Genomic DNA, 17,957 nt, shown 5'->3' with positions numbered 1-17,957 from the left:
GTGCGCGCCGGCACCAGATCCGCGTCGCCACTCGCCGGCGGCACCCAGGCGTTGGACCGCAACTCGTCGCCGATCGCCGCCAGCAGCCGTCCGTCGACGGGGTTGCGGCCCATCCCGCGCGGCACCAGCGCCGGTCGATCAGCGGGGTCCAGCGCCAGCACCAGCGCGAGATACCCGGGCGCCACCACCCCGACATCGACACCGGGCATGAGGTGGCGCCGGTCGGGGGTCACCGGCAGGCGCGCAATCACCCGGGCCGGCACCGATATCTCGATGTCGGTGGGCGTCGGGGTGCGCAGCACTTCGGGATGTTCGGGCAAACCGGCGCGTGGCCGCAGCCACCGCACACCGCCGGTCACGGCTTCGCGCCACACCAGACCGGCGCCGGGCATCGCCGTGGCCGACTCGAAGCGGATCAGGCCGCCGGCGCGCACGACGGTCACCGAGCTGTCACCGACGGTGATCTCGCTCAGCGACGGCAACTCGAGGAGGCGGTCGCAGGCCTGCTCGGCAATGTCGGCCAGCAGCTCGTCGGTATTGACACCCTCGCGGGGCCACAGCACGATCTCGGTGTCGAATCCGCCGGCCGGCGGGGCCTGCCCAAGCCACGCCAGGCGCAGCAGCGGGACAGCCTCGTCCCGCAGGCTGAAGCCGGTGCCCAACTCGGCGATGGCCTGCTCGGTTTCACCGCGGTCGAAGACGAGAGTCGCGGTGCGCGAGCGGATCTCGACGCGGTCGGCGACGGGCACGACGGCGGAGAACCCGACGCCGAATCGCCCGACGATCGCGGCGTCGGCGTCCTTCGACGACACGCGCAGCGCCAGCAGCGAGGCGGCACCGGCGGCGCTCAGCGGCGCTCCGGTGTTCGCCAGGTGCAGCGCGCCGGCATCGTCGCGCCACACCGAGATCGCTCCGCGCACCCCCGCCTCGGCTGCAGCATCGGCGGCGTTGGCCGCAAGTTCGATGAAGAGCCGATCGCGATAGCCGACTGCGGCGAGGTCTGTCTCGGCGCGGGAGTCCTCGATTAGTCGAGTCGGCGAGGCCCGCCAGCCGGCGAGAACGGCGGCACGCAGCGCCGCCACCCCGAAGGGGTCGACGATCGCGGGTTCGACGGGTTCGGCGTCACCGGGCACGACAGTCAGTCCGCCGCGGCGAATACCTCAAGCACCCCGTCGTCGAATGGGTCGAACTCCGGCGTCGATACCGGCGGCTTGGCGATGACGTCGGAGTGGGCGCCGCAACCGTACTCGGCGGAGACCACGTGGCCGTCGGCCGAGTACTCGTTGGCACACACCCCGAACGTGAAGCGCAGCGCACCGGCCAACGGAAGGTAGAAACCACAGGTGTCACACGAGTGTTTGGCCGCCTGCGCCATCGCCGACGACGGACCGTAGTCGCCGTCATACCAGCGCTGCGCCGCCTCGTCGCGCCCCTGCGGGCTCAGCAACCGCTTGCGTCCCAGGCCGAGTTCCCCGTCGACGGCGGCGGCGTCACCGGTGTCGACCTGGTTGGGCACCAGGCGCGGATCGTCGGGTTCGGCCGCCAGCCGATCGCCGGGAGTGAGGTCGCCGGCGGCCACCCGCTCGGACCACGGCACCCACGGCGGCGCGAGCAGCGCCCCGTTCCCGGGCAGCAGCACGACCTCGCTGACCGTCACCGGACCGTCGGGCGAGGTGACCGCGACAACGGCGCACCAACGCCACCCGTGGTAGCCGGGCAGGGCGGCCGCGAAATAGTGCGCGGCGGAGTTGTCGTCCTCGACGACGACCCCGACATGATCACCGGGGGCGCCGCCGTCGGCGACGATCGCCTCGCGCGCCAGGTCGACGGCGTCGCGGAGCAAGTCGAGTTGGGCTGGAAGACTCACGCCTCCAGTGTGCCTCACCGTCGCCGGGCATGGCACGCCGCCCTGTCTGCGCGCGATAGGGAACAATCGGGTGCGTGAGTCTTGGCAAGCACCCCCGGTCGGATCGCGCCCATCCCGGCGCGGGCAGCTACCCGGTGCCCGGCGTGTCCGCCCCGGCCCTGCCACCGGACGTCGAAACCGCGTATCTGTCCGACGATCGGGCCACCCAGAATCCTCATCTCCCCCCGCTGGGGCCGACGCCCACGCCCGCCGCGCCGCCCGATCCGTTCGACGGCGCCCCACCGAGGGACTCGCTCGCCCGCCGGGCGGCTCAGCGCGGCAAGCGGCTGACGAATCGGGGAATCGACACCATCGCCCGGGCGGCGACCGCGGACGGCGCGGACCGGTCGGGGCTGACCGCGCTCACCGCGCCCGTCGTCGCCAACGCCGCGGTCGACGCGGCGATGGCCATCGCGCTGGCCAATACGCTGTTCTTCGCCGCCGCCAGTGGCTCGGAGGGCAAGGTCGGGCTCTATCTGTTGCTGACGATTGCGCCGTTCGCGTTGATCGCGCCGCTCATCGGACCACTGCTGGACCGATTCCAGCACGGCCGGCGCGTCGCAATGGCCGTCACGTTCATCGCGCGGGCCGTGTTGGCCATCCTCATCGTCACCAACTACGAATGGGACGCGGCGGCGCACCAGCTGGAGTACGACCCGTGGGTCCTCTATCCGTGCGCGCTCGGGCTACTGGTCTTCTCCAAGTCGTTCGGCGTCTTGAAGTCGGCGGTCACACCGCGCGTCGTGCCGCCGACTATCGACCTGGTCCGGGTCAACTCCCGCCTCACCACTTTCGCTCTGCTCGGCGGCACTATCGTCGGCGGCGCGGTGGCCGCAGTGTTCGAGATGCTCCTGGGCACGCTGCTGCCGCTGCACTGGCCCGGGGCGATGCTGTGGCTGATGATCGTCGCCTGCGTCGGCGCCTACTTCTGCATGAAGATCCCGTCGTGGGTGGAGGTCACGGCCGGCGAGATCCCCACCACCCTCACCTATCGCGACCAGCCGAAACCGGACGTGTCCGCCCGTGAACGTGCGAGGCGCGCCGGGCGGGTGATCTCCGAGACGATCCGCCAGCCGCTCGGGCGCAATGTCGTCACCGGGTTGTGGGGCAACGGCACCATCCGCATCCTCACCGGCTTCCTCACCCTGTTCATCGCGTTCTATGCCAGAAATCAGGATCATCTCGATGGCTGGGTGCAGATGGCGATGCTCGGCGTGGTCGGCGGCGCCGCCGGTATCGGAAACGTCTTGGGCAACGGGGCGGGTACGCGCCTGCGGCTGTCCAATCCCCCATCGATCATCGTGTGGGTCGTCGTGGCGTGTTTCACCGTCGCAACAATCACGGCAATCCTGCCGTTGCTGGTGACCGGTTCGGCGACGACCATGGTCACCGCCTCGATCACCGCGTTTGTCGCTTCGGCCGGGTCCGCCGTCGGTAAGGTGTGCCTGGACTCCTCCATCCAGTCCGATCTGCCCGAGGCCTCGCGCGCGTCGGCTTTCGGCCGATCGGAGACGGTCCTGCAACTGGGCTGGGTGTTCGGGGCCAGCATCGGCGTCCTGCTGGCGCGGTCGACCTTCTCCATCGGATTCGGCGTCGTCGCCGCCCTGCTCGCGCTGGGGCTGGCCCAAACGGTCCTGACCAGCCGCGGCGCCACGCTCGTGCCCGGCGTCGGCGGCGGGCACCGACCCGACGTCGCCCCGCCCACGATGGTCACCGACGTCATCGACCGGCGCAGTCCGTCCCCTTCCCCGATGTCCCCCACCCCGGCGCGACACGACACGCCAACGCGGGTCATCAGCAGCGGCGCACACCCCCGGCATCCTCAGCCGCCGGGCCCGACCGGCGCGCCGACGCGCGCATTTCCGACCCGGCCCATCGATGATGGCCGATACCAGCCCCGGAAGGATTCATGAATCTCACCGCCTCGGAGAAGCGCTTCCTCGCCCTGATCGGCGCGTGCGTACTGGCCTTTGCGGCCATTGTGATCGGTACCGCCGCCTTCTTGGCCTCGCGCACGCACGTCGACCACCGGCCCTCGGCAACCCTTTCGGTCGGGTCGGCTTCCACTCGGGTCTATCCGACAGTGCTGTGCGACTACCAGATGAACAACTGCGACGGCGACTTCCGCAAGATCGACGCGAGCCGCCACGCGCGCTTCCCAGTCCCGATCGGCACGACTGTCCGCGTGCGCCTGTCGCCCGATGTCGCGGGGGATCCGTGGTCAATCGTCGCCCAGTACCTCACGCCCACCGGGTCGACGATGGTCCTCAAGAACTTCCGCAGTGAAACCGGCACGAGGTCGCTCTATCTCGCCTCGACGCGCGAGCGCGTCCTGATCAACATCGAGATCAGCCTGCCCGCGCGGCTGCTCGCCGGTGATTCCGACGACCAGCTCGTCCGCCGCGGCTTCTTCGCCATCAACACGACACCGACCGGTGCCGACGAACTCCTCGCCGCCTACGAACGGTCCGCTGCCGGCAAGGAGCCCCGGCAGCGCATGGTCGACGACGTCTCCGAATTCGCCAGACGCGGTTAGTGGTCGAGTTCGCGCGCCACCGCGCGGACGACCTCGGAGATCCGTTGCGCGGTCTTGCGGTCCGGGTAGCGGCCCTGCCGCAGGGCGGGCTGCACCTTGCCCTCAAGCAGGGTGATGAGGTCGGCGACCATGCCGTGCAGCTCATCGGGGGTGTGCTGGCGGGCCTCTTCACGGGCTGCCTCGCGCGTGTTCTTCGCGACGCTGGGCGCGGGTTCGAGCAGCGTCACCGACAGGGCCTGCGGGCCACGCCGGCCGGCGGCCATGCCGAACTCCACCCGCTGACCCGGCTTAAGGGCCTCGACGCCTTCGGGCAGTGCCGAGGACCGGACATAGACGTCCTCCCCATCTGGCTGCGAAAGGAATCCGAAACCCTTCTCCGAGTCGTACCACTTCACTTTGCCGGTCGGCACCGCGCTCACCTTTACCTTCTCGACCGCACCCGACGTCGTTGTCGACGATGCGCCACGGAAAAAGCGCCTTGCCCGTTATCAGAGTCGGGCAAGACGCAGCCTCGGCAACCATGATAGCGCGTGGGGTCTAGCGTGGGCACGATGGGCACCAGATCGGATGGACGGGCGGCGAGGGCGATTTTCGTGCTGGGCGTCGGCCTATTTCTGGCGGGAATCGTTGCCGTGGGAGCTCTGTTCCTGGTACCCGCCGTCTGGCCGGGACACACCGCACCGCTGCCGGTCTACCTCCTCGCCATGAGTACCCCGGCCGGCTTCTTCCTGGCTGTCGCGGCCACGGTCGCCACCGGCCGGCGCCGCACTCGCCGGCCCACTCCCGAGTCGCAATGATGCGCCGTTCGCCCGATCTGGAGCCGGCGGAGTCGCCGGCCGCGCTGCGCCGGGCGTTCAGCTGTTTCCCGTCCGGAGTGGTCGCGGTTTGCGCACACGAAGGCGGATCGGCCTTCCTGGGTATGGCCGCAAGCTCCTTCTCAACCGTCTCGCTCGATCCGCCCCTGGTGTCGGTTTGCGTACAGAACACCTCGACGACGTGGCCCCGGCTGCGCGCCCGCGCGACGGTGGGGGTCAGCGTGTTCGCCCACGACCAATCCGACTTGTGCCGCCAACTCGCCGGGCCGGCACCGGAGCGGTTCACCGGGGTCGAACTCCTCTCCACCGACGACGGCGCGCTCTTCGTCGCGGGTGCAGCGGCCCACCTGTCCTGCGGACTGCACGCGGAGTTTCCCGGCGGTGATCACCTTGTGGTGCTCCTGCGCATTCGATCGCTGGCAGCCGACCCACAGCTGGATCCGCTGGTATTCCATGCAAGCACCTTTCGCACGCTGCGGATCGACCCCGCTGCTGAAGGAGCGGTGACCGGGACCACGTCCTGACTGTGACCTTCGTCACATAACGAAATGATCACGATACGGACACGAACCGGGAATTGGTGCCTGAACTGGGCGAACACTGAACCTGTACAGGAGACCCACTATTCTGGCCGAGTCAGGCTTTCGGCGGTTCGGGTAGGACACACCGCCACCACCCCGTAACCTCGTCGGTGGCCCTCATCCGATGGCCATCGCAGTATCCGACGCAGCCGGTCGCGCCGAGCCTCATTCCACCGGCCGCGTCGCCCGAACAACACAGTTCAGGAATGAGGACGGGGGACCCATCTCCCGTGAGAACGGGTTCTGACGGACAGCAGTCCGCCGGAATCCTTGGGGTGTAGCCGCACCGACACGCAGGTGTCACCGTGGCCGGGCAACCTCTCGCTCGAACCCGACAGCTGACTTCGTAGGCGCGTGGAGAGAGGAAACTCATCTATGTCCGGACGTCATCGCAAGCAGACGACCACATCGACCACCAAGACCATCGCCAAGGTCGCCCTCACCTCCGCCGTACTCGGCGGCGGCGCGGCGCTGGCCTCCGGTGCGACCGCCCACGCGGCCACCGACTCCGAGTGGGACCGCGTGGCGGCCTGCGAGTCGGGCGGCAACTGGGCCATCAACACCGGCAACGGCTACCACGGCGGCCTGCAGTTCTCGCCGGGTACCTGGGCCGCACACGGCGGCACCCAGTTCGCCCCCACGGCAAACCAGGCCACCAAATCGCAGCAGATCGCCGTCGCCGAGCGCGTCCTCGGGTCTCAGGGCAAGGGCGCCTGGCCGACCTGCGGCACCGGGCTCTCCGGCGCCACCCACCGTGATCCGGCCACCTCGCCGAACCTGAACGCCAATAAGGCGGCGCCCGCCTCGCTGAAGGCCACGTCGAAGGCCAAGGACAGCAACGAGGTCCGCGCCCAGGTCGACGGCGTCGTGAAGGCCCGCCAGAAGAAGGGTCAGATGGACCCGACCGTCTCCACGATCTGGGATGCGGCCAAGGCCAGCGGCTACAAGCTCGACAAGGGCCAGGTCGACCTCTACAACCAGCACAAGGGCCAGCTCCCGTTCGCCAACTAACGGCGACCGCAGGACAGTCCAGACAGACAACGGCGCCCCGCACACATCGTGCGGGGCGCCGTTGTCTGTTTGTTGGTCGCTCAGGTGTTGATGATGGTCATCGGATTCGTGTAGAGCAACTCGTCCTGCGGCAACGGCAAAGTGGTCGACCCGAATGGTGACAACGCACCGGCGACGCCGGCGGCGAACTCCGATACGGCGTGCTCACCATCAGGGTAGGGCCAGCCGTTGTCGACATACTTCTGCCGGGACTCATCGACGATCTGCTCGACATCGCGCTTCACGTCCTGGACGATCTCGTTCTCGCTCACGCTCCACATTCTGCCATGCGGGCCGCTGTGCCGGGCGATGAACCCGCACACACCGGCGCGACCCCTGCCGGGATCTGCGGACACTAGACTCGTCGAGGTGAGCGCCACCGACCAGCCAAGCGGATTGGCCCACACGTTGGCGCAACTCACCGACGACGAGCTGGTCGAGCTCCTCCTCGTGCGCGCCGATCTGGCGTCACCGCCGCCGGGCGGCGTGAGCGTGCTGGCGCAGCGGGCGATGTCGGCCGGCTCGATCAACCGCGCGGGCGACGACCTCGACTTGCTGCACGCGGCCATCATCGAGGTACTCCTGGATGCCACCGGCGGTGCGCACGGCACCCGTGCGCGGCGCGCCATCACCGAGGCAGCGGTGCGCACGGCCCTGACGGGCCGGGCCGAACCCGCCGAGATCAACGCCCACCTCGCGTCCCTCCGCAACCGCGCGCTCCTCTGGCGCGATGAGGCGGGCCTGCACATCGCCGGGCACACCGCTGCGGCGCTGCCCTGGCGGACACGACACATCGTCACCGAGCCCGGGCTGCGGTCACCCGGACAGTGGCGCGAACTACTCGATGGACTCGACACGCCCGCCCGCGACGTCCTGACCGCTCTGGCGACCGGCCCCAGCGTCGGCCTGACCAAGGATGCCGGACCCGACGCCGACCCGACCCGTCCGGTTCCGCGCCTGCTGGCGATGGGTCTCCTCGCACGCGTCGACCCCCAACTGGTGGAGATCGAACCGGCCGTGGCACAGATGGTCCGCGGGGAACCGCCGATCGAACTGGGCGATCTGCGCCCACCCCCGCTGCCCGCTGCCACACCGGCGTCGGCACTCGGCGGGTCGGGCGGGCTCACCGCCACCGCCGCCGGCGCCGCGCTGGAGTTCATTCGGGAGACCGGCGACGTCGTGACGAGCCTTGGCCGGGTCCCCGCCCCCGAACTCAGTTCCGGCGGTATCGGCATCCGGGAACTGCGCCGCATCGCCAAGGGCGTCACCCTGCCCGCGTCGCGGGTGGGTCTCATCGTCGAACTGTGCGGGCACCTGCACCTGATCGATGTCGGCTTCCCCGAACCCGAGCCAGCCCGGTATGACGGCGAACACGTGTGGGCTCCCACCATTGCCGCCGACGCCTGGACGCACCAGCCGCGCGCCCGGCAGTGGGCGGCCCTCGCGACGGCCTGGCTGTCCCTGGACCGCCGGGCGTGGCTGATCGGTGACCGCGACCGGGAGGGCGGGGTGGTCGGCGCCCGCGGCCCCACAGCCGATCAGGTCGCGCCGCGGGAGCGGCGATTGGTGCTGACCGCACTGGACGAGGCCGGCGCGGGGGTGGCCCCCACCGTCGACGACCTCGTCTCCCGGCTGCTCTGGCTCCGGCCCCGGCTGCGCCGGCGCCTCACCCGCCAGGCGGTGACCCACACGCTGCGCGAGGCCACCGAAGTGGGACTGGTGGCCCACGGCGCGCTCACCGACGTCGGGCGCCTCATCCTGGCCGACCCCACCGACGACGAGTTGACCGCGGCGATGGACCGGGCGCTGCCCGCGCCGGTGGACCACTTCCTCGCCCAGGCGGACCTGACGTTGATGGTGCCGGGCCCGATGACGGCGGAACTGGCCGCCGACGTGGCCCTTCTCGCCGACCTGGAGTCAGCCGGTGCGGCGTCGGTGTACCGCGTCACCGAAGACAGCGTGCGCCGCGCTCTCGATGCGGGACGCACCGGCGCAGAGTTGAACGCACTGCTCGCAGCCCACTCCAAAACCCCCGTGCCCCAAGGACTCACCTACTTGGTGGATGACGTCGCGCGTCGCCACGGCACGTTGCGCGTCGGTGTCGCCACCTCCTTCGTCCGCTGCGACGACCCGGCGACGATGACCGCCGTGCTGCGCTCCAAGGCAGCCGAGAACCTGGCACTGCGGCCACTGGCCCCGACGGTTCTGGTGTCACCGGCCCCGCTGCGCGACGTGCTCGACGCCCTGCGCGCCGCCGGATTCGCCCCGGCGGCCGAGGACTCGTCCGGCACGCTGGTGGATGTGCGGGCCACCGGTGTGCGCGTCGCCACCCGCCACCGGCCGGCCGGCCCGCGCCGCACCGCGCACCTCCCATCGCCGGGCATCGTCTCGATCGAACAACTCGAGTCGGTGGTCGCCCGGATGCGCAGCGCCGACGCCGCCGCGGACCAGGCCCGCACCGCCCGGGGCAAGGGGGTCAGGGCGAGCGGGGGCGGCGAGTCCGTGACCGCGCTCATCACCCTCGCCATGCGAACCGGTCGCCGGCTGCGAGTCGACTACGTCGACTCCCACGGCACTGCGTCGCGCCACGTCGTCAAGGTCGCCCTACTGCGCGCGGGCCGTATGATCGCCACCGAGGTTCCCTCTGGTGACGAGGTGCAACTGTCGGTGCACCGGATCACCTCGGTCGAACTCCTCGACTGATCGTGGACAATGGTGCGGTGACCGACGGACCCCTCATCGTGCAATCGGACAAGACCCTGCTCCTCGAGGTCGACCATCCCGACGCCTCGGCGGCGCGCGCCGCCATTGCGCCATTCGCCGAGTTGGAGCGCGCCCCCGAACACGTTCACACCTACCGGGTGACACCGCTGGCACTGTGGAACGCCCGCGCTGCGGGCCACGACGCCGAACAGGTCGTCGACGCACTGGTGACGTTCTCGCGCTACGCGGTGCCCCAGCCGCTGTTGATGGACATCGTCGACACCATGGGCCGGTTCGGCCGCCTGCAGCTGGTCAAACACCCCGCGCACGGACTGACCCTGGTCAGCTTCGACCGGGCCGTACTCGAAGAGGTGCTGCGCAACAAGAAGATCATCCCGATGCTGGGCGCGCGGATCGACGACGACACGGTCATCGTGCACCCGTCCGAACGTGGACGGCTCAAACAGATCCTCCTCAAGGTCGGCTGGCCGGCGGAGGACCTCGCCGGCTACGTCGACGGTGAGGCGCATGCGATTGAGCTGGACCAGTCCGACTGGGAGCTGCGGGACTATCAGGCACTGGCGGCCGAGTCTTTCTGGGCCGGCGGATCGGGCGTGGTCGTCCTCCCCTGCGGTGCGGGAAAGACGATGGTCGGCGCCGCGGCGATGGCGAAGGCGGGCGCGACGACGCTGATCCTGGTCACCAACACCGTCGCCGGCCGCCAGTGGAAGCGGGAGTTGATCGCGCGAACCTCACTCACCGAGGAGGAGATCGGCGAATACTCCGGGGAGCGAAAGGAGATCCGGCCGGTCACCATCGCGACCTATCAGGTGATGACCCGCAAGACGAAGGGCGAGTACCGCAACCTCGACCTGTTCGACTCGCGCGACTGGGGCCTGATCATCTACGACGAGGTGCACCTGCTGCCCGCACCGGTCTTTCGGATGACCGCAGACTTGCAGTCCCGTCGCCGACTGGGCCTGACCGCCACCCTGGTGCGCGAAGACGGCCGGGAGGGTGACGTGTTCAGCCTGATCGGACCCAAACGGTTCGACTCCCCGTGGAAGGACATCGAAGCACAGGGATGGATCGCACCGGCTGAGTGCATCGAAGTGCGTGTGACGCTCACCGACTCCGAGCGACTCACCTATGCGGTCGCCGAGAACGACGAGAAGTACAAGCTCTGCTCGACGGCACACACCAAGGTCAACGTCGTGAAGTCCATCCTCGATCGCCATCCCGGCGCGCCGACGCTGATCATCGGCGCGTATCTCGACCAACTCGAGGAACTCGGCGAGGCACTTGACGCCCCGGTGATCCAGGGATCGACGAAGACCAGGGACCGCGAAGCGCTATTCGACGCGTTCCGGCGCGGCGAGATCCAGCGGCTCGTCGTGTCCAAGGTCGCCAACTTCTCCATCGACCTGCCCGAGGCCTCGGTCGCCGTTCAAGTGTCGGGCACGTTCGGCTCACGGCAGGAGGAGGCTCAGCGCCTCGGGCGGCTGTTGCGCCCGAAGCACGACGGCGGTCAGGCGCACTTCTATTCGGTTGTCTCGCGCGACACCCTCGACGCCGACTACGCGGCACACCGTCAGCGCTTCCTCGCCGAGCAGGGCTACGCGTACCGGATCGTCGATGCCGACGACATCGTTGGACCCGCCATCGGCGAGGCCGGCTTGGAAGAGGAGCCGTGAACCCGGCTGACCGGCCGCCAGCGACCTCACAGAAACAGCTGTTAGCATTTCGTGACAAAATCAGATCGTTGTCAGAATGAATCGGATCACCCAAACAATCTTGACGTGAGGTAGTCCCCATGCGCACCACCGTCCTCGCCTTCCCGCTGACGGCCGCGATGGCCGTGGCACTGGCCGCGGCACCCGCCCTGGCCGATACCGGCAGCCTCGGATCGTCTGCCTTAGGCAGCCTCGGGTCCTCGAACAACACACCGCAGCATTACGGCAAGCAGGGCCGCGCCGATGCTCCCAACGGTGTTCGGTCGATCAACACCTGGGTATACGCGCCCTCCGCGTCGGCGCGCTCGGATTCCACGTACCCGGTCGGGGCCCAGGTTGGGGTGAAGTGGAACTCGGTCATTGCCGCCGGCAACCAGATCGATGGACCCGAGTGCACGATGAGCGTGCGCATCACCGGCCCCAAGGCTCCGGGCCCCTTCTCCACCAAACTGTGCACGTCGAAGTACGCGTGGAAGCTGAACGTCAGGGGCACCTATATTGCCCGGGTCACCGACGGCATCTCGGGCGCCTCCAACGCCGTGCGATTCGAAATCAGCTGATCAGACCGGGGACGCGATTCCGGTAGCGCTCTCCGGCGCGGACCGGCATCGGTGTCGTCGCGTCAGTGTCGTCGCCCCATCCACGGAAACGGAAGCCGGGTCAAATTGCGCACCACGTCGGAGACGGTGGGCACTTCGGCCGCCCGCGAGGCATCGAGCGCTGCCGCGACGGCCCCGGGTAGGTACAGTTCGGTCTCCTCGCGTCGGCCGCGCAGCTGAAACGAACCGCGGTGGACCCAGTTGTCCGCCTCATCGCCAGCCGCGTGCACGGCATCGCCGCTGGCCACGACGGGGACTTTGGCATCCTTGGCGATCTCGGACAGCCGTGCACACTCGTTGACCGGATCGCCGATAACCGTGTATTCGTAGCGGGTCTGCGCGCCGATGTCGCCGGCGAACACCGTGCCGTGCGACACCCCGATGCCCCATTTGATCGGTAATTCCTCACGCAGCCGGTCAGCCAGTTCACGCGAGGCGCGCAACGCCGCCGCAGCAGCGTCCGCAACCGCGACGGGGGCACCGAAAACGGCGAGCGCGGCATCACCCTCGAACTTGTTGATGAAACCGCCGTGCTCGTCGATGACCTCGGCGACGACGGTGAAGAACCGGTTGAGCAACCCGGCCACCGCTTCAGGGTCCAGGTGCGCGCCCATCATCGTCGAACCGGTGATGTCGACGAACAGAACTCCGACCGACGGTGTCGTCGCGCCGGACATCTCATCGCCTCGAGCCAGCGCGTGCTCGGCGACGGTGGACCCGACGTGCCGCTCGAACAGGCCGCGTACTCGTTCGCGTTCGGCGAGACCGTCGACCATCTGGTTGAAGCCGTGTTGGAGGACCCCCAACTCGGAACTGTCGTACACCGCAACCCGGGCGTCCAGGTTACCGCCCTGCACCTCGTCCATCGCGGTGGCCAGGTCGTCGAGTGGGTCCACGACTGCCGATCCGACGAGCAGCACGACGCGGGTGCCGGCGGCCAGACCGATCAGCGCGATGATCACGGTGACCCAGTCGACCGTTCCGCTCACCAGCGGAAGCAAGCCGGTGTGGCGACCGAAGTTCACTGCGAGCAACCCCAGCATGGGCACCGCCGACGACACCAGCCAAACCGCGAGCAACCGGGTGCGGACACTGGTCCTCGCTTCGACGGCAACCTGGTCGCGCATCGCCATCACCGATAGGGGCCGCGCAGCGCGCTCGGCAAAGATGTAGGTGAGGCACCCGCTGGACACCGCCGCGAGCGAGAACGCACCCGTCATGACGAGAAAGTCGCGGGAGCCGATTCCGAGTATCAGCGCGAACATCAGATAGAGGAACAGCGAGATGGCCCAGGCGGCCATGGTACCCAGCACCTGCCGCAGGGGGATCTTCTGAATCGATTCCCGCCGACCGGGCTCGGGCGGCGCACCGGATAGGAACCAGTTCAGGTGCGGACGCAGTGCGATCAGACCGAAAACGAGGTTGAGCGCCGTGCCCCCGACGATCGCGAGCAGCATCGCCCACAGCAGCGCGGTGTCCAGGCTCAGCATCTGCCGGATGTTGCCCCCGTTGAGGGCGAGCTGGACCAGGAGGAAGGTCTCCAATCCGATGATCGCGTTGCCGCCCACCAGGGCTACCGCCGACGCGGAGATGGATCCAGCGGCCATGCGCTTGCGCTGTTCGTCGGTCAGCCCCGACCACGAGCGCTGATCAAAACCGGGCAGTTCCTGCTGGTGCAGCATCCGCATCCGATCGATCAGGGGGCGCCACTGACTGCCAGCTGCGAAATCACGGCCGGCCACGTGTCCTCCTCGTCAGAGCGTTGATCCTGACTCTAGTGGACGCGTGGCCGGTTCCCTAGGAATCCGCTCAGGCCTGCAGACCGGCTTCGATCTCCAGGGTGATGGTGATCTTGTCCCCGACGACGACGCCGCCGCCTTCGAGTGGCATCTCGATGTCGACGCCGAAGTCCTTGCGGCTGATGACGGTCTTCGCTTCGAACCCGGCGACCGGGCCGTTGCCCATCCCGGGGTTCACACCGTTGAACTCGAGCTCCAACTCAACCGGCCGGGTCACGCCCTTGAGGGTGAAGTCGCCGGTGAGGATGTAGTCGTCGCCATCCGGGCGGACGCCGGTGCTCACGAAGGTGGCGGTGGGGTACTTCTCGGCGTCGAAGAAGTCGGCACTGCGAACATGTCCGTCACGCTGCTCGTTTCGGGTGTTGATGGAGTCGACGGCGATCTGCGCGGTCACCGACGGGGTACCGTCCGGCGCGATGGTGATCGAGCCGGAGAAGGTGTCGAAGGTGCCGCGCACCTTGCTGACCATGAGGTGTTTGACCGAAAAGCCGACGGTTGAATGGGCGGCGTCGATCGCCCAGGTGCCTGCTTGGATCGGGGCGGCTACTGCGACGGACATGAGGTACTCCTTGCTGGGATTGTGATTGGTACACCCAGCATAACCGGACTATGGTCCGGTTAATTCCCGGCAGATCGAGACTTCGCTCACTGCCAGGCAAATACCGGCTGTTCAAGCTGGTCAACACGGGTCGGACGGTCCCGCAACACCACCTCGGCGAACTGATAAAGCACTGCGGCAGTGGGGGCGTGGATAGTCCGGTCCAGCAGGGGCATCTGGATGACCGGCCGTGGCGATTGCGCAATCGTCAGGAACCGCGGCGTCCGCAGCAGGTCCTCGAACGGGACGAAATAGCTCTGCGCGACCTCGGCCGGATTCGGGATCAACGGCGGATCGTCGTCGAGCCAGCACACCACCGGCGTGATGAGGTAGCCCGACCGCGTCGGGTAGTCGTCGAGGACTCCCGCCACATCCGGCACGGACGCGACGATGCCGGTCTCCTCGTGGAGCTCGCGCAGGGCCGCCTCGACCGCGGACTCCCCGTCGTCGATCCGCCCACCCGGCAGCGCGAACTGGTTCGGATGGTTGCGCATCGTCGGTGGCCGCCGAAGGATCCAGATCCCCTGCGAGTCGCCGCGCCGCACCACGGTCAACGCTACCGCCGACTCACGCAAGTCGCCCGGGTCCTCGACCGCCCGCCGCGGCCACCTCGACAGACGTTCGTGCGCCACCTCACGAGAAACATTCACCTAACCAGTACTAGCACCTGGACAGCTGTCTACTCTGGGGGCATGTCGCAAACAGTCACAGGTGTCATCGCCCGTTCCAAGAAGGCCCCGACCGAGGTCGTCGACGTCGTCATCCCCGATCCCGGACCACGCGATGTGGTCGTCACCGTCCAGGCGTGCGGGGTCTGCCACACCGACCTCGCCTACCGCGAGGGCGGGATCAACGACGAGTACCCCTTCCTGCTCGGCCATGAGGCCGCCGGCGTCATCGAAGCGGTGGGTACCGACGTCAGCCACGTAGAAGTCGGCGACTTCGTCATCCTCAACTGGCGCGCGGTCTGCGGCGAATGCCGCGCCTGCAAGCGCGGGCGCCCGTGGTACTGCTTCAACACTTTCAACGCCAGCACCCCGATGACGCTGACCGACGGCACCGAGCTCACCCCGGCACTGGGGATCGGCGCCTTCGCCGAGAAGACACTGGTCCACGAACTGCAGTGCACCAAGGTCAACCCCGACACCGATCCGGCCGTCGCCGGCCTGCTCGGCTGCGGCGTGATGGCGGGCCTCGGCGCCGCGGTGAACACCGGTGGCGTCGGCCGCGGCGACTCGGTGGCCGTCATCGGCTGTGGTGGTGTCGGCGACGCCGCGATCGCCGGGGCCAAGCTGGCCGGCGCGACGACGATCATCGCCATCGACCGCGACCCGGCAAAACTGGAGTGGGCGCGCGAACTCGGCGCCACGCACACGATCGATGGTTCACAGGTCGGCGATGTGGTCACCGCGGTGCAGGACCTCACCGACGGAAACGGGGCGGACGTCGTCATCGACGCGGTCGGTCGGCCCGAGACGTACCGGCAGGCCTTCTACGCGCGCGATCTGGCGGGCGTCGTCGTACTCGTCGGAGTGCCGACACCGGAGATGCAGCTGGAAATGCCGCTGATCGACTTCTTCTCCCGCGGCGGTGCACTGAAATCGTCGTGGTACGGCGACTGCCTGCCCGAGCGCGACTTCCCCATGCTCATCGACCTCTACGAGCAAGGCCGGTTGCCGCTGGACAAGTTCGTCAGCGAGAAGGTCGGCATCGAGGACGTGGAGGCCGCGTTCTCGGCAATGGAAGCGGGCACGGTACTGCGCTCGGTGGTGGTCCTCTGATGAGCCTGCGGATCGATCACGTCATCACGTCGGGAACCTTCAGTCTTGACGGCGGGAACTGGGACGTCGACAACAACATCTGGGTCGTGGGCGATGACGACGAGTGCGTCATCATCGATGCCGCGCATACGGCCCAGCCAATCCTCGACGCGGTCGGCGGGCGCACTGTCAAAGCGATCGTGCTGACCCACGGCCACAACGACCACGTGACCGTCGCCCCAGAATTGGCCGCTGCCACCGGCGCACCGATCCTGCTGAACCGCGGCGACGACATGCTGTGGGAGCAGACCCATCCCGGCGTCACCCATGACGATTTGGCCGACGGACAGGAAATCGCCATCGGCGGCACCGTGCTGCGCGCAATCAACACCCCGGGTCACTCCCCCGGCTCGACGGTGCTGTACGCGCCCGGGTTGAGTGTGCTGTTCTCCGGCGACACCCTGTTCCACGGCGGGCCGGGCGCAACCGGGCGCAGCTTCTCCAACTTCGACGACATCGTCGACTCGATCACCGCGAAACTCCTGTCCCTGCCGCCGGAGACGGTCGTCCACACCGGCCACGGCGATTCGACCACCATCGGCGCCGAAGCCCCCCATCGCCAGGAGTGGATCGACCGGGGTCACTGAACGGTCGGCCAGGCTGCGGAGATCCGCCCCGTAGCGGACCATCGACGTGATAATCACGCCGGCGGCTCGCGGAGGGGCCGATCTCCGCAGCGCGACTGAACAGGTTTTGTCATGGCTTCACCTAAGCGCTGACTGGCGTTCACCACGGCGACAGTCGATGCTTGGGTGATCGGCGCACGCTGATGGCGATAGCCCACTGAGCACAACGGAAGGCGCGCCGAGAATGACGTCCTTGTGGAAACGAGCACTACCGATAATCCCGGTTGTCGGCGTGGCCGGCCTGGCCGCCTACGACCTCCTGCAGAAGCGGCACGCCATTCTGCGGAACTTCCCCGTCGTCGGGCACGCGCGGTACGCACTCGAGGCGGTTGGGCCGGAACTGCGCCAGTACATCGTCAGCAGCAATGATGAGGAACGACCCTTCAGCCGGAACCAGCGGCGCTGGATCTACGCGTCGTCGAAACTCCAGAACAACTACTTCGGCTTTGGCGCCGACAACGACACCGAGTTCACCCAGGGCTATCCAATCATCAAGCACCGCACCTTCTCCGACATCGCGCCGGCCACCAAGGCCAACCGCGGTCGGGGTGACAATGTGCCGGCGGCCAAGGTACTCGGCGGCCATCGGGAGCGGCGCGGTGCCTTCCGCCCCGCATCGGTCGTCAACGTTTCCGCAATGAGTTTCGGGTCGCTGTCCGCGGCCGCGATCGAAGCCGTCAATCGGGGGGCGGCCAAAGCGGGCGCCATGCACAACACCGGCGAGGGCGGAATTTCCGACCACCATCGGCACGGCGCGGACCTGACCCTGCAGATCGGCACCTCCTACTTCGGCTGCCGCGACGAGAACGGCCGGTTCGATCTGACCAAACTCATCGACATCGTCGATTCCAACCCGGTCAAGGCGATTGAGATCAAGCTCAGCCAGGGCGCCAAGCCCGGCCTGGGCGGGCTACTGCCCGGCGCGAAGGTGACTCCGGAGATCGCCGCGATCCGCGGCATCCCAGCGGGAGTGGACTGCGCAAGCCCGTCCCGTCACACCGAGTTCGACAGCGCCGACTCACTGCTGGACTGGGTCGAACTGCTGGCGAGTGAGACCGGCGTGCCGGTCGGTATCAAGTCGGCGGTGGGCAACCTCGACTTCTGGTCCGAACTCGTCGATCTGATGAGCACCACCGAGCGCGGTGTCGACTTCGTGACGATCGATGGCGGCGAAGGCGGCACCGGCGCGGC

The 17,957-nt window shown here is 68.3% G+C and carries 18 protein-coding genes and 1 riboswitch; of the genes, 11 read left to right on the top strand and 7 right to left on the bottom strand.

All coding sequences use genetic code 11. The features are described from left to right. Both B4M62_RS11260 and B4M62_RS11255 read right to left on the bottom strand, forming a co-directional pair. The coding region (locus B4M62_RS11260; RefSeq protein ID WP_414651829.1) for a sacsin N-terminal ATP-binding-like domain-containing protein at positions 1-1,133 on the bottom strand (1,133 nt) is incomplete at its 3' end. A 5-nt stretch (positions 1,134-1,138) separates the two neighbouring features. After that, complete coding sequence (locus tag B4M62_RS11255) at positions 1,139-1,867, bottom strand: DUF3027 domain-containing protein (protein ID WP_290707715.1); 729 nt, start codon at positions 1,865-1,867, stop codon at positions 1,139-1,141. A gap of 74 nt (positions 1,868-1,941) precedes the next feature. Here B4M62_RS11255 and B4M62_RS11250 point away from each other — a divergent pair, with 74 nt between their 5' ends. Both B4M62_RS11250 and B4M62_RS11245 read left to right on the top strand, forming a co-directional pair. Then, a complete protein-coding gene (locus B4M62_RS11250; protein ID WP_290707713.1) occupies positions 1,942-3,819 on the top strand; it encodes an MFS transporter in 1,878 nt (625 codons plus the stop codon). Next, complete coding sequence (locus B4M62_RS11245) at positions 3,816-4,442, top strand: DUF2771 family protein (RefSeq protein WP_290707711.1); 627 nt, start codon at positions 3,816-3,818, stop codon at positions 4,440-4,442. Before B4M62_RS11250 ends, B4M62_RS11245 begins: the two co-directional genes overlap by 4 nt. Here the strand turns inward: B4M62_RS11245 and B4M62_RS11240 are convergent. Continuing rightward, positions 4,439-4,852 (bottom strand): cold-shock protein, encoded by a 414-nt coding sequence (locus B4M62_RS11240; protein ID WP_290707729.1) that lies wholly within the window; start codon positions 4,850-4,852, stop codon positions 4,439-4,441. The genes B4M62_RS11245 and B4M62_RS11240 overlap by 4 nt on opposite strands. A 141-nt stretch (positions 4,853-4,993) precedes the next feature. Between B4M62_RS11240 and B4M62_RS11235 the strand changes: the two genes are divergently transcribed. From B4M62_RS11235 to B4M62_RS11225, 3 genes are all read left to right on the top strand, one after another. Beyond that, positions 4,994-5,239 (top strand): hypothetical protein, encoded by a 246-nt coding sequence (locus B4M62_RS11235; protein WP_290707708.1) that lies wholly within the window; start codon positions 4,994-4,996, stop codon positions 5,237-5,239. After that, the gene (locus tag B4M62_RS11230; protein WP_290707706.1) at positions 5,239-5,781 is read left to right on the top strand and encodes a flavin reductase family protein; all 543 of its coding nucleotides are present in this window, start codon (positions 5,239-5,241) and stop codon (positions 5,779-5,781) included. Before B4M62_RS11235 ends, B4M62_RS11230 begins: the two co-directional genes overlap by 1 nt. Positions 5,782-6,011: 230 nt before the next feature. Then, a riboswitch (cyclic di-AMP (ydaO/yuaA leader) is annotated at positions 6,012-6,207 on the top strand. 6 nt (positions 6,208-6,213) lie between these two features. Beyond that, positions 6,214-6,849 (top strand): transglycosylase family protein, encoded by a 636-nt coding sequence (locus tag B4M62_RS11225; protein ID WP_290707705.1) that lies wholly within the window; start codon positions 6,214-6,216, stop codon positions 6,847-6,849. 80 nt (positions 6,850-6,929) lie between these two features. Here B4M62_RS11225 and B4M62_RS11220 read toward each other — a convergent pair whose 3' ends face one another. After that, on the bottom strand, positions 6,930-7,160 hold the full coding sequence (locus B4M62_RS11220; protein WP_414651828.1) for a hypothetical protein: 231 nt from the start codon (positions 7,158-7,160) through the stop codon (positions 6,930-6,932). Positions 7,161-7,257: 97 nt separating this feature from the next. Between B4M62_RS11220 and B4M62_RS11215 the strand changes: the two genes are divergently transcribed. The 3 genes from B4M62_RS11215 to B4M62_RS11205 all read left to right on the top strand — a co-directional run bounded on the left by B4M62_RS11215 (position 7,258) and on the right by B4M62_RS11205 (position 11,884). Further along, the gene (locus tag B4M62_RS11215) at positions 7,258-9,591 is read left to right on the top strand and encodes a helicase-associated domain-containing protein (RefSeq protein ID WP_290707703.1); all 2,334 of its coding nucleotides are present in this window, start codon (positions 7,258-7,260) and stop codon (positions 9,589-9,591) included. Between the two features lie 17 nt (positions 9,592-9,608). Then, positions 9,609-11,285 (top strand): DNA repair helicase XPB, encoded by a 1,677-nt coding sequence (locus B4M62_RS11210; RefSeq protein ID WP_290707701.1) that lies wholly within the window; start codon positions 9,609-9,611, stop codon positions 11,283-11,285. Between the two features lie 119 nt (positions 11,286-11,404). Next, entirely contained in the window at positions 11,405-11,884 is a 480-nt protein-coding gene (locus B4M62_RS11205; RefSeq protein ID WP_290707699.1) for a hypothetical protein, read from the top strand. A 62-nt stretch (positions 11,885-11,946) separates the two neighbouring features. On the opposite strand, the gene B4M62_RS11200 is transcribed toward B4M62_RS11205, so the two are convergent. From B4M62_RS11200 to B4M62_RS11190, 3 genes are all read right to left on the bottom strand, one after another. Beyond that, complete coding sequence (locus tag B4M62_RS11200; protein ID WP_290707697.1) at positions 11,947-13,665, bottom strand: adenylate/guanylate cyclase domain-containing protein; 1,719 nt, start codon at positions 13,663-13,665, stop codon at positions 11,947-11,949. A gap of 67 nt (positions 13,666-13,732) precedes the next feature. Next, complete coding sequence (locus B4M62_RS11195) at positions 13,733-14,281, bottom strand: YceI family protein (protein WP_290707695.1); 549 nt, start codon at positions 14,279-14,281, stop codon at positions 13,733-13,735. Positions 14,282-14,367: 86 nt separating this feature from the next. Continuing rightward, on the bottom strand, positions 14,368-14,970 hold the full coding sequence (locus tag B4M62_RS11190; RefSeq protein ID WP_290707693.1) for an NUDIX hydrolase: 603 nt from the start codon (positions 14,968-14,970) through the stop codon (positions 14,368-14,370). Between the two features lie 42 nt (positions 14,971-15,012). Here B4M62_RS11190 and B4M62_RS11185 point away from each other — a divergent pair, with 42 nt between their 5' ends. The 3 genes from B4M62_RS11185 to B4M62_RS11175 all read left to right on the top strand — a co-directional run. After that, positions 15,013-16,101 carry an S-(hydroxymethyl)mycothiol dehydrogenase gene (locus tag B4M62_RS11185; protein ID WP_290707691.1) on the top strand — a complete coding sequence of 363 codons (1,089 nt, stop codon included), beginning with the start codon at positions 15,013-15,015 and terminating at the stop codon, positions 16,099-16,101. Continuing rightward, positions 16,101-16,727 (top strand): MBL fold metallo-hydrolase, encoded by a 627-nt coding sequence (locus tag B4M62_RS11180; protein ID WP_290707689.1) that lies wholly within the window; start codon positions 16,101-16,103, stop codon positions 16,725-16,727. Before B4M62_RS11185 ends, B4M62_RS11180 begins: the two co-directional genes overlap by 1 nt. Before the next feature lie 223 nt (positions 16,728-16,950). After that, on the top strand, positions 16,951-17,957 hold a 1,007-nt coding region (locus B4M62_RS11175; RefSeq protein ID WP_290707687.1), incomplete at its 3' end, for an FMN-binding glutamate synthase family protein.

The sequence above is a fragment of the Gordonia sp. UBA5067 genome (genome assembly GCF_002414845.1).
In the GTDB taxonomy this organism is placed as follows: domain Bacteria; phylum Actinomycetota; class Actinomycetes; order Mycobacteriales; family Mycobacteriaceae; genus Gordonia; species Gordonia defluvii.
Note: the sequence above shows the minus strand (reverse complement) of the source record. Positions and strands in the feature narration are given on the sequence as shown.

What these genes read in the sequence shown, in the direction of transcription:
- B4M62_RS11235 (WP_290707708.1), top strand. Translation starts at nt 4,994, where the DNA reads ATGGGCACCAGATCGGATGGACGGGCGGCGAGGGCGATTTTCGTGCTG.
- B4M62_RS11180 (WP_290707689.1), top strand. Translation starts at nt 16,101, where the DNA reads ATGAGCCTGCGGATCGATCACGTCATCACGTCGGGAACCTTCAGTCTT.
- B4M62_RS11195 (WP_290707695.1), bottom strand. Translation starts at nt 14,281, where the DNA reads ATGTCCGTCGCAGTAGCCGCCCCGATCCAAGCAGGCACCTGGGCGATC.
- B4M62_RS11225 (WP_290707705.1), top strand. Translation starts at nt 6,214, where the DNA reads ATGTCCGGACGTCATCGCAAGCAGACGACCACATCGACCACCAAGACC.
- B4M62_RS11205 (WP_290707699.1), top strand. Translation starts at nt 11,405, where the DNA reads ATGCGCACCACCGTCCTCGCCTTCCCGCTGACGGCCGCGATGGCCGTG.
- B4M62_RS11185 (WP_290707691.1), top strand. Translation starts at nt 15,013, where the DNA reads ATGTCGCAAACAGTCACAGGTGTCATCGCCCGTTCCAAGAAGGCCCCG.
- B4M62_RS11245 (WP_290707711.1), top strand. Translation starts at nt 3,816, where the DNA reads ATGAATCTCACCGCCTCGGAGAAGCGCTTCCTCGCCCTGATCGGCGCG.
- B4M62_RS11230 (WP_290707706.1), top strand. Translation starts at nt 5,239, where the DNA reads ATGCGCCGTTCGCCCGATCTGGAGCCGGCGGAGTCGCCGGCCGCGCTG.